The sequence below is a fragment of the Pseudomonas mucidolens genome (assembly GCF_900106045.1).
GTDB classification, from domain to species: domain Bacteria; phylum Pseudomonadota; class Gammaproteobacteria; order Pseudomonadales; family Pseudomonadaceae; genus Aquipseudomonas; species Aquipseudomonas mucidolens.
The window spans coordinates 3677361-3687922 of record NZ_LT629802.1; the positions used below are offsets into that span (position 1 = coordinate 3677361).

The window sequence follows — 10562 nt, forward strand, 5'->3', positions numbered from 1 at the left end:
TGAGGTTGCCATGAAAATCCGAGAACTGGCCCAACATTGGGAAGAAAACGCCAAGGGTCGCTTGACCAAAACCGAATATGCCATCCATTTGGACATGGAGGCCGCCGCAAGATTGGCGGCGCTCAGCGAGATGTACCCCAAGCGCCACCCCGAGGAACTGCTCGGTGAACTGATTGGTGCGGCCCTCGAAGAACTGGAAGCGAGCTTTCCTTACATCAAGGGCAAGCACGTGGTGGCCACTGATGAAGAGGGTGATCCCTTGTATGAGGATGTAGGCCCTACCCCAAGGTTCCTGTCGCTTTCGCGCCGTTACCTGCATGACCTGGCCTCTGTTCCCGATGAGCAGAAACACTGATAAACATCCGCTGAAGCCCCTTGCCTCCCGGTTTCCGGGCCTGTTCAAGGCCCGGGATACGGGTTCGTCCTACAAAAATACCAGCGCTGATACGCTAACCATTCGGTCAGATTTCTTCAGGATTTATTTTCAGGCAAATCGCCATCTTTGCTGAACTATTCAAAAAAGCCTCAGGTCACAGCCAGTACGCCATCAGTGGAACAGCCGTTTGAAAAAGCTTTCTGAGCATTGCCGCCAGAACCGCAAACGTTGACCACCGATGATGGATCTGATGTTTTTTCAGGAATTATCCAATGGAGTTGAAGACGATGAAAACCAGCACTGCCAAATCCTCGTTTAACCACCTGCGCGGGCTCAAATTGGCCGCGCTGGCTATCGGCACCAGCTTCGTTCTGGCTGGCTGCGCCGGCAATCCGCCGACCGAACAGTACGCCGTGACTCAATCGGCTGTGAACAGCGCCGTGAGCGCCGGCGGTACCGAATACGCCGCAGTGGAAATGAAAGCGGCCCAGGACAAGCTCAAGCAAGCCGAACTGGCCATGCATGAGAAGAATTACGAAGATGCCCGTCGCCTGGCCGAACAAGCCGAGTGGGACGCTCGTGTGGCTGAGCGTAAAGCCCAGGCTGCCAAGGCTGAACTGGCGGTGAAGGATTCCCAGAAAGCTGTTCAGGAGCTGCGTCAGGAAGGCATGCGCCCTGCTGCTATCCAGCAGAAGTAAGCGCGACCTCTGATTGCATTGCACCCGAAATCGAATTGAAAGGACGATACCACTATGCGTAAACAATTGATGATCCCTGCCCTGCTGGCGATGAGCGTTGCACTGGCGGCTTGCTCCACCCCGCCGAACGCGAACCTGGAAAATGCACGGACCAACTACACGGCCCTGCAAGCCAACCCACAGGCGACCAAAATCGCCGCCCTGGAAACCAAGGATGCAGGCGAGTGGCTGGATAAAGCCGAAAAGGCCTACCGTGACAAGGAAGACGAGAAGAAAGTCGACCAGTTGGCTTACCTGACCAACCAGCGCGTTGAAGTCGCCAAGGACACCATCGCCCTGCGCGAGTCCGAAGCCAAGCTGAAAAATGCCGGTGACCAGCGCGCTCGCGCCCTGCTGGAAGCCCGTGATGCGCAGATCAAGCAACTGCAAAACAGCCTGAACGCCAAGCAGACCGAGCGCGGTACGCTGGTGACCTTCGGTGACGTACTGTTCGCCACCAACAAGGCCGACCTGAAATCCAGCGGCCTGGGCAACATCAACAAACTGGCGCAATTCCTTCAGGAAAACCCGGACCGCAAGGTGATCGTCGAAGGTTACACCGACAGCACCGGCAGCGATGCCTACAACCAGACGCTGTCCGAGCGCCGTGCGACCTCGGTGCAGGTTGCACTGATCAAGATGGGTGTTAACCCAGGCCGCATCGTGACCGCCGGCTACGGCAAAGCCTATCCGGTTGCCGATAACGCCAGCGTATCGGGCCGTGCCATGAACCGCCGCGTCGAAGTAACCATCTCCAACGACAACCAGCCGGTCAAGCCACGCTCCTCGGTCCAGTAATCGACTGACGCTGCATGAAAAAGCCCCGCCTTCTCCAGGCGGGGCCGCTTACCCAAAAGCCTCCCCTTGCCGGCAATGCCGTTCAGTTATAGCTTTTTTGTAGGAGCGAGCTTGCTCGCGAAAAACTCATCGGCGCCGCGTTTATCCAGGAAACACGCGTTATCGTTGACGTTTTTCGCGAGCAAGCTCGCTCCTACCTTTTGCCGGAGGCTTTGTTGTATATCAACCGAAGTTCAGGCTACGACCACTGTCGTGACCGGGCATCATTGCCTGCAGACCTTGTTGTCCGGTCATCATTTGCCGCAGTTTCTGCATGTCCGACTCGCCTGCGCCAGCCGTACGTTGGGCGCCGTCACCGCCCATCAACATTTCAAGCAGCTTCTTGAGCATTTCCCCATTGTTGGGGCCTTGCTGCTGCAAACCGGCCTGTTGCCCCTGGCCCAGAATGTTGCCCATGCCACCCAGCAGGTTGCCGATGCCACTCACGCCCATACTCATAGTGATTCCCCTGCATTAACGGTTCATAAGATCTCGGTCAGCCATGCTGACAAGGCTTATGTGGCGCCCTACAGGTGATGGTTCCACTCTGCGTATTTACCTGCAGGCACAACCAACGTCGGCCACTGGAAAAGGTATGCATGTCGATAGGAAACATCGGCACCAAGCCTGGACATGGGGGATTCACGCCGGGACAGTCGGTCTATTCCTGCAACTGCGGGGTTTCCTGTCCCATGCACCGAACCGCTTGCTTCTTGTTGTTCACCAGCACGCCGCTCAGGCCTTTCTGCTCGGTATCGAACATCACCAGCACACCGTCGACGCACTGTGCCACTTGGGCGGCCGGGGTCAGGGAGATTTTATAGTCCTCGCCCGGAACAGTCTTGAGCATGGTGAAGTCGCTGAGCAGCAGTGCATCCTCTGGCTTGGCGAAGTGCAGGTAGCCGTAATACCACAGGCAACCCACGGTGCCGAGGATGGTGCCGATGCCAGTGAGAATCAGGGGGATCATGTTGCGTTCTTCGCTCATTGCGGGCTCTCTGCGGGTGCTGTCGTGGATTTTTTTACGGCCGGGTAATTGGGAATTTCACCCAAGCGACGAAGGCCATTGAAATGCTGCGGGTCGTCAAGATAGCGCAGCATCACCGTTTGCCAAGTCTTGTCGGCGAAGGTCTGCACGTGACCACCTCGGGTCAGTTGCAGCACCCTCGGCGGGGGCGCAGCTTGATACAGTCGGATGCCGTTGGAAAGGGGCACGATCGGATCATCCAGGCTGTGGAACAGCAGTTTCGGCACACCGTTGACTCGTCCGATCGCCTTGTTCGCACTGTCGGCATCCGGCACCAGCCAGGACAACGGCACCTGGAACGGCCATGTTAACCAGGACGTGCTCAAGGCGAATTGCCCCACATCACGATAACTGGCCGGAACGCCGTCCAGCACCAGCGCCTTGAGACGTTGCTGGCGCTCGGGATGCTCCGCCAGATAATGCACCGCCAACGCGCCCCCCAGGCTCTGGCCAAGCACGACCAGCGGCTGGCCCTGGGTTTCGGGCGCCTGGTCGATCCAGCGGAAGGCGGCGTCCAGGTCCTGGTAAATCGCCGGCAGCGACGGCTTGCCCTCGGATAAGCCATAACCGCGATAGTCCAGCAACAATACTTGATAACCCTGTTCCGGCAGCCACCAACTTCCGCCCAAATGCCAGGACAGGTTGCCACCGTTGCCGTGCAGGTGCAGCACAGTGCCCTTGAGCGGCACGCCGGTCTTGGCCGGCAGCCACCAGGCATGCAGCGTGATCCCGTCGGCGGTGGTGAGAGTCACGTCGCGGTAGTGCAAACCAGCCTTTTCAGGGGTGAATGGCAGACCGGGCTCGGGATAGAACAGCAGCGAACTGCAGCCGCCCAAGGTCAGTAGCAGGCAAAGAATGCCGAGGATTCTCATCCGTTGAAACCTCATGAATAAACCTGAACAGACCACTCGCCCCTTGGAGCATAGGTATCTATACAACTTTTAGAAACTGACGAGTTTCCCTGTGGCGAGGGCGGCACGGGTCAAAGGATGTTCGAGTAATCCGCCTCGATCCGGTCCAGGCTCAAGTGATTGAGGAAGTTGGAGAAACACATCCACGCTGCCAATGCGTTCATGTCGCGGAACTGCTCCGGCAAGTATTTGGGCGGCACCACCAGGCCTTCGTCGACCAACTGGCGCAAGGTACGCATGTCTTCCAGGGTCGTTTTGCCGCAAAACAGCAGCGGCACTTGCTCCAGCTTGCCCTTGCGCACGGCCAGCTGGATGTAGTTGTAGACCATGATAAAGCCCTTGAGGTAGGACAAATCCTTGGTAAACGGCAGTCCGGTCGGCGTCGAACCGCGAAACACCCGGCTGGCGTTGCCATAGCTTTCGGCCATTTCAAAACCTTGTTCACGGAAGAACTCAAATACCTGCAAGAAGTCGGCGCCCTCCTCCACCATGTGGATCGCACGGGTACGGTTGGTCAGTTTGCGCAGGCGACTGGGGTAAGAGGCAAACGTAATGATCTCCATCAGAATCGCCAGGCCTTCCTGGGTCACCGTGGACGACGGCGGCCCTTTGGACAGGAACGTACAGATCGGCTGGTTCTGCCCATTCAGCGTCGTCCCCACATGAACCAGTCCTTCATGGACTTCGAGGGCGCGCACGTCGCGCTCGTTGAACATCGCATCGGCGCGGATCTTGATGTAATCAGCCCCGGCCGCCGCGTCGGCGACAATGCCATCTGACTCAAATACGCGAATGGTTTCCTCGGCCTCTCCGAACACCTTGTTCAAACGACTTTGCAGCAGACTGACCGCTTCCTTGGCGCTCAAGGTCTTGGCTTCGTCCTTGAGATCGCCACGGCCGTCGATGTTGTTCAGGTAATCGGAGAGCATCAGTCCCAGGTCGGACAGGGTCGGATCACCGGCATGGAATGCGTCGGACGCGGCGCCGTAGAGTTCCTGGGAGATCAATCCGAAATCCTCGGCGCCCCGTGCTTCCAGCATGCGCACCACCATGCGGTACTCCTTGCACATGCGCCGCATGATCTGCCCGACCGGGTTGAACTGGCCCAACTGACGGGTGATATCGCGCTCGATGTTCTGGAACTCCAGCTTTACCGCGCTTGAATCGAACGACAACGCTCGGTTCAGGTAATAGTCGCGGTCCACGGCTGGCATGTCCTTGCCCTTGGCCTTGAGGAATCCCTGGCGAATGTTGTCATCCCACTTCACAGCGTCGAGGACGCGAATCGGTGTTTGTGCCAGCACGATTCGATCGGACAATATGCGTATCGTCTGCTGGTAATCGTCCACCCGGTGCTTCCTCTCTAAAGGTTATTTGCCCACACGCTGATAGCGCACGGCTTCGACAAAGACATCGGCGTTGGCCGGATCATCCAGATAAGCAAAAACCGCATCCATGGGGCTGTCCACCAGCACCCCATCGCCTTCGACGGTCTCCACGGTGCTGGCGCTCAGGAGCTTTTGTGCAACGGCCTGATTGATCTGCTCGAGATCAAGGTTGTAGACCACCAATTCGTGTTTTTCGCTGAATTCAAAGCCGGCCAATATGAAATGGCCGCCAAAATCCTTGGGCACTGGCGCCGACAAATACCAGCGACGCCCATGGCGAGACACGGTGAACAGGTATTCATCACGTTGGCCCGGTTTGGCTTCAGGGTAGCTCACGGCTTTGTAGCGCTGCCCACCAGCATCGCTGATCCGCAGGTTGAGCGGCTCACCCCAGGCATTCTTGCTGGCCCACGTGCCGAGCAGGGCATCAGGCGCCGCTTCGCGGGTGGGCAAGGGCTCTTTGAAGGTCACCAGACAGCCGCTGAGCAGCAGGAACGACAACGCGATCACGACGACACGCCAGGCTTTCATTAAAGGGTGACCTCCTGCGGGAACGGCGGTTACACCGACGCCAGCACCAAATGCATATAACGCTTGAGAATCTCAAGCATCTCTTCGCCGGTCAGCGACTCTGGTTCGAACAGCAAGCCCTGATATTCCATCCGACTGATAATCGCCGTCAACACTTTGGCATCTTGCTGCGGTTCGCGGGAACCCAATACCTGGAAAAACTGCGCGGTGCCCTGCAACAGAATCTGCTGGTGGGAACGTACCAGCTCGGCCAGGCGCGGATTCAACAGGGCTTCCTGGTGAAACGCCTGCTCGGCCATCAAGTACTCGCGACGATTAAGCAGTTGGCGCAGCACGTAATCGGCGGTCAGCCGCGCAATGTCATCGGCCAGTTGCGAGCGCGATTCGGCACTGCCATCACCGTAGGCGACCATTTCCCGTAGCAGGCCTTCATTGCGCACCCACAACTTGCCCATGAAAGCCGCGCTACGCTCAACGTATTGGGCAAAGGTATCGGTGAGCAGATCATCGATATCCTTGAAGTAGTAGGTGGTGGCTGAGAGCGGCACGCCAGCCTCGGCCGCTACCGCGCGATGGCGCACGGCCCGCACCCCATCGCGCACGACAATGCGCATGGCCGCATCGAGAATCTCTTGCCGGCGCTGTTCGCTGCCCTGGCGACTGGCCTTGCGGCCCTGATATTGAACGCTTTCAGCCACGGCAGCGGCAATGCCGGCGGCACCTTCTTGAGCCATTACGCGCTTCACGACACCCACCCTTGAAATGATCAAAATCTGGCGCTGTTCGCTTGACGCTGAAGTACGCCCCATAAAAAAGCCGCCTTATAAAAGGCGGCTTCGGCTTTCGCTACGGTTACGCTTGCGGCCGCATGTGCGGGAACAAGATGACATCACGGATCGACGGTGAATTGGTCAGCAGCATCACCAGGCGATCGATGCCGATACCCTCACCCGCCGTCGGCGGCATGCCGTATTCCAGGGCGCGGACGAAGTCGGCGTCGTAGTGCATGGCTTCATCGTCGCCCGCATCCTTGTCAGCCACCTGGGCCATGAAACGCTCGGCCTGGTCTTGCGCATCGTTAAGTTCGGAATAGGCGTTGGCGATTTCGCGGCCGCCGATGAACAGTTCGAAACGGTCGGTGACGTTCGGGTTTTCGTCGTTACGGCGGGCCAGCGGCGATACTTCGAACGGGTACTGAGTAATGAAGTGCGGCTGTTCCAGCTTGTGCTCCACCAGTTCTTCGAAAATCATCACTTGCAGCTTGCCCAGACCTTCGAAACCCAGCACCTTGGCGCCGGCTTTCTTGGCAATGGCGCGGGTCTTGTCGATGTCGTTGAGGTCCTCGGCCGTCAGCTCGGGGTTGTACTTGAGGATCGAATCGAACACCGACAGGCGAACGAACGGCTCGCCGAAGTGGAACACCTTGTCGCCGTACGGCACGTCGGTAGTGCCAAGGACCAACTGGGCCAATTCGCGGAACAGCTCTTCGGTCAGGTCCATGTTGTCTTCATAGTCGGCGTAAGCCTGGTAGAACTCCAACATGGTGAATTCAGGGTTGTGACGGGTCGACACGCCTTCGTTGCGGAAGTTGCGGTTGATCTCGAAGACCTTTTCAAAACCGCCAACCACCAGACGCTTGAGATACAGCTCAGGCGCGATACGCAGGAACATTTCCATGTCCAGCGCATTGTGATGGGTTTCGAACGGTTTGGCTGCGGCACCACCGGGAATGGTCTGCAGCATCGGTGTTTCTACTTCCAGGAAGTCGCGTTTCATCAGGAAACTGCGGATGTGTGCAATCACTTGCGAGCGCACGCGGAAGGTCTGGCGCACGTCTTCGTTGACGATCAGGTCAACGTAACGCTGACGGTAACGCTGTTCGGTGTCGGACAGGCCGTGATGTTTGTCGGGCAGCGGACGCAGGGATTTGGTCAGCAGGCGCACGTTGGTCATTTCGACGTACAGGTCGCCCTTGCCGGAACGGGCCAGGGTGCCCTCGGCGGCGATAATGTCGCCCAGGTCCCAGGTTTTCACCGCAGCCAGGGTTTCTTCAGGCAAGGTCTTGCGATTGACGTAGACCTGGATACGACCGGACATGTCCTGGATCACCATGAACGAGCCACGGTTAAGCATGATGCGGCCTGCAACCTTGACCGCAATCGCAGCCTCTGCCAGCTCTTCCTTGGTCTTGTCGGCGTACTGTTTCTGCAACTCTTCACAGTAGGCGTCACGACGGAAGTCGTTGGGGAAGGCATTGCCCTTGGCACGCTCGGCAGCAAGCTTTTCCTTGCGCTGGGCGATCAGGGAGTTTTCTTCCTGTTGCAGGGCTTGCGGATCGAGTTGTTGGTCGCTCATGTCTTTTGAAATTCCATCACGGGTTCGTTGCCCCCAGCCTTCGGCTGGGGGGCGCGGGCAAGAACTGGATGTCCCGCCCGCTCCTACAGTCTTACAAGCCTTGTTTGAGGCTGGCCACCAGGTACTCGTCGATGTCGCCATCGAGCACCTTGTCGCAGTCGCTGCGTTCGATGTTGGTGCGCAGGTCCTTGATTCGCGACGCGTCGAGCACGTAGGAACGAATCTGATGACCCCAGCCGATATCCGACTTGGTGTCTTCCAGCGCCTGGGAAGCGGCGTTGCGCTTCTGCACTTCCTGTTCATACAAACGCGCCCGCAACATTTTCATCGCGGTGTCTTTGTTCGCATGCTGGGACCGTTCGTTCTGGCAACTGACCACGGTGTTGCTCGGTACGTGGGTGATACGTACGGCCGAGTCGGTGGTGTTTACGTGCTGGCCACCGGCGCCCGAGGAGCGGTAGGTGTCGATACGCAGGTCCGACGGGTTGATGTCGATCTCAATGTTGTCATCGATTTCCGGCGACACGAACACCGCCGAGAACGAGGTATGGCGACGGTTGCCGGAGTCGAATGGGCTCTTGCGCACCAGACGGTGCACGCCGATTTCGGTACGCAGCCAGCCAAAGGCGTATTCACCCTTGATATGCACGGTCGCGCCCTTGATCCCGGCGACGTCCCCGGCGGACAGTTCCATGATGGTCGCGTCGAACCCGCGTTTGTCGGCCCAGCGCAGGTACATGCGCAGCAGGATGTTGGCCCAGTCCTGGGCTTCGGTGCCACCGGAACCGGCCTGGATGTCCAGGTAGGCGTTATTGGCATCCATCTCACCGCGGAACATGCGGCGGAATTCGAGCTTTTCCAGGGATTCACGCAGGCGCTCGACCTCGAGGGCCACGTCGTCGACGGCAGCCTGGCCTTCTTCCTCGGCGGACATCAGCAGCAAGTCCCTGGCATCGGCCAGGCCTGAGTGCATCTCATCGAGGGTTTCCACGATCTGCGCCAGCAGGGAGCGCTCGCGCCCCAGTTCCTGGGCGTAGGTTGGGTTGTTCCAGACAGCCGGATCTTCAAGCTCGCGATTGACTTCGGTCAGACGCTCATGCTTTTGATCGTAGTCAAAGATACCCCCGAATAGTTTCGGAGCGCTCGGACAGGTCCTTGATACTGTTAAGGATCGGGTTGATTTCCATGGCGGGCAGCACTCGTTGGCGAACTTTTGAAAGCCGGCGAGTATAACGGTAAACGGCTGAAAACGGCAGCCCGCTGGGCCGAAAAGGCTCGACGGCGGCTACGAGGCGCTAAAGTCACGTTCGCGCCTCAACAGCCCTCTCTCATGCGCGATCACCAGCGTTTTCCATCACTCAATGCCCACCTGATTGCGCCCGTTGTGCTTGGCCAGGTACAAGCCCTTGTCCGCCGCCGAGATCAACTGTCGGCAATCGGTGCCCTGCTGGGGAGTCAGGGTCGCCAGGCCGATGCTGACGGTCAGGCTTGAACCATTGGCCGGAGCGATATGCGGGATTTTCAGCGCCGCGACGGCCAGGCGCAGTTTTTCAGCCACCAGACGCGCTCCGCCCTGCGAGGTATTGGGCAGCACCAGGGCAAACTCTTCCCCGCCGTAGCGCGCCGGCAAGTCCGATGGACGGCTGCTGGCGGTACGAATGGTCTGCGCCACTTGGCGCAATGCTTCATCACCGTCGAGGTGGCCGAAGGTATCGTTATAGGTCTTGAAGAAATCCACATCGATCATCAGCAATGACAACTGCAGCTGGTCGCGCATGGCTCGGCGCCATTCCAGCTCGAGGTACTCATCAAAGTGCCGGCGATTGGACAGCCCGGTCAGACCGTCGGAATGCATCAGGCGTTGCAGCACCAGATTGGTATCCAGCAACTGCTGCTGGCTGACCCGCAGCGCGCGGTAGGCCGCATCGCGCTGCAACAGGGTCATGTAGGAACGCGAGTGGTAGCGAATGCGCGCCACCAGTTCGATGTTGTCCGGCAGTTTCACCAGGTAATCATTGGCGCCGGCGGCAAAGGCCGCACTTTTGATCAACGGGTCTTCCTTGGTGGAAAGGACAATGATCGGAATATTCTGCGTAGCTGGATGGTTGCGGTATTCGCGCACCAGGGTCAGGCCATCCAGGCCCGGCATCACCAGGTCCTGGAGAATCACCGTCGGCTTGATGCGGACCGCCTGGGCAATCGCCTGGTGCGGGTCGGCGCAAAAGTGAAAGTCGATATTGTCCTCCAGGGCCAGACCTCGCCGCACGGCTTCGCCGATCATCGCCTGGTCGTCGACCAGCAACACCATGGCGGCGTTTTCGTCGGTCTTGAAGTCGTCGAGCTGTAAATCATTCATTTGCGGTCACCTGAATCACTATCTGCAAGCCAGGACAGCGAGCG

12 protein-coding genes are annotated in these 10562 nt (G+C 58.5%); 3 read left to right on the top strand and 9 right to left on the bottom strand.

From position 1 onward, the window contains the following. The first annotated feature begins 10 nt into the window (after window positions 1-10). The 3 genes from BLU75_RS16980 to BLU75_RS16990 all read left to right on the top strand — a co-directional run bounded on the left by BLU75_RS16980 (window position 11) and on the right by BLU75_RS16990 (window position 1911). Window positions 11-355 (top strand): pilin assembly protein, encoded by a 345-nt coding sequence (locus BLU75_RS16980; protein ID WP_084377240.1) that lies wholly within the window; start codon window positions 11-13, stop codon window positions 353-355. 293 nt (window positions 356-648) lie between these two features. Continuing rightward, entirely contained in the window at window positions 649-1074 is a 426-nt protein-coding gene (locus tag BLU75_RS16985; RefSeq protein ID WP_084377242.1) for a DUF4398 domain-containing protein, read from the top strand. Between the two features lie 54 nt (window positions 1075-1128). After that, window positions 1129-1911, top strand: coding sequence for an OmpA family protein (locus BLU75_RS16990; RefSeq protein ID WP_084377244.1), 783 nt, complete (start codon window positions 1129-1131; stop codon window positions 1909-1911). Between the two features lie 222 nt (window positions 1912-2133). Here the strand turns inward: BLU75_RS16990 and BLU75_RS16995 are convergent, their stop codons facing one another. The 9 genes from BLU75_RS16995 to BLU75_RS17035 all read right to left on the bottom strand — a co-directional run bounded on the left by BLU75_RS16995 (window position 2134) and on the right by BLU75_RS17035 (window position 10518). Continuing rightward, a complete protein-coding gene (locus tag BLU75_RS16995; RefSeq protein WP_084377246.1) occupies window positions 2134-2409 on the bottom strand; it encodes a hypothetical protein in 276 nt (91 codons plus the stop codon). 202 nt (window positions 2410-2611) lie between these two features. Next, window positions 2612-2938 carry a hypothetical protein gene (locus tag BLU75_RS17000; protein WP_084377248.1) on the bottom strand — a complete coding sequence of 109 codons (327 nt, stop codon included), beginning with the start codon at window positions 2936-2938 and terminating at the stop codon, window positions 2612-2614. Beyond that, window positions 2935-3849, bottom strand: a complete 915-nt coding sequence (locus BLU75_RS17005) for an alpha/beta hydrolase (RefSeq protein WP_084377250.1) — start codon at window positions 3847-3849, stop codon at window positions 2935-2937. Before BLU75_RS17005 ends, BLU75_RS17000 begins: the two co-directional genes overlap by 4 nt. Window positions 3850-3959: 110 nt before the next feature. Continuing rightward, window positions 3960-5237: a flavohemoglobin expression-modulating QEGLA motif protein gene (locus BLU75_RS17010; RefSeq protein ID WP_084377252.1), complete on the bottom strand. Its 1278-nt coding sequence runs from the start codon at window positions 5235-5237 to the stop codon at window positions 3960-3962. A 21-nt stretch (window positions 5238-5258) separates the two neighbouring features. Next, window positions 5259-5807 carry a hypothetical protein gene (locus BLU75_RS17015; RefSeq protein ID WP_084377254.1) on the bottom strand — a complete coding sequence of 183 codons (549 nt, stop codon included), beginning with the start codon at window positions 5805-5807 and terminating at the stop codon, window positions 5259-5261. A gap of 29 nt (window positions 5808-5836) precedes the next feature. Then, entirely contained in the window at window positions 5837-6553 is a 717-nt protein-coding gene (locus BLU75_RS17020; protein ID WP_084377345.1) for a TetR/AcrR family transcriptional regulator, read from the bottom strand. Window positions 6554-6659: 106 nt separating this feature from the next. Next, complete coding sequence (gene lysS / locus BLU75_RS17025) at window positions 6660-8162, bottom strand: lysine--tRNA ligase (protein ID WP_084377256.1); 1503 nt, start codon at window positions 8160-8162, stop codon at window positions 6660-6662. Window positions 8163-8253: 91 nt separating this feature from the next. Then, window positions 8254-9349, bottom strand: a protein-coding gene (prfB, locus tag BLU75_RS17030; protein ID WP_111769971.1) for a peptide chain release factor 2 whose coding sequence is annotated in 2 segments (ribosomal slippage) — window positions 8254-9276 and window positions 9278-9349 — 1095 coding nt in all. Because the reading frame shifts where the segments join, the coding sequence is not laid out codon by codon here. Between the two features lie 167 nt (window positions 9350-9516). After that, window positions 9517-10518 (bottom strand): diguanylate cyclase domain-containing protein, encoded by a 1002-nt coding sequence (locus BLU75_RS17035; protein WP_084377258.1) that lies wholly within the window; start codon window positions 10516-10518, stop codon window positions 9517-9519. Between the last annotated feature and the right edge of the window lie 44 nt (window positions 10519-10562).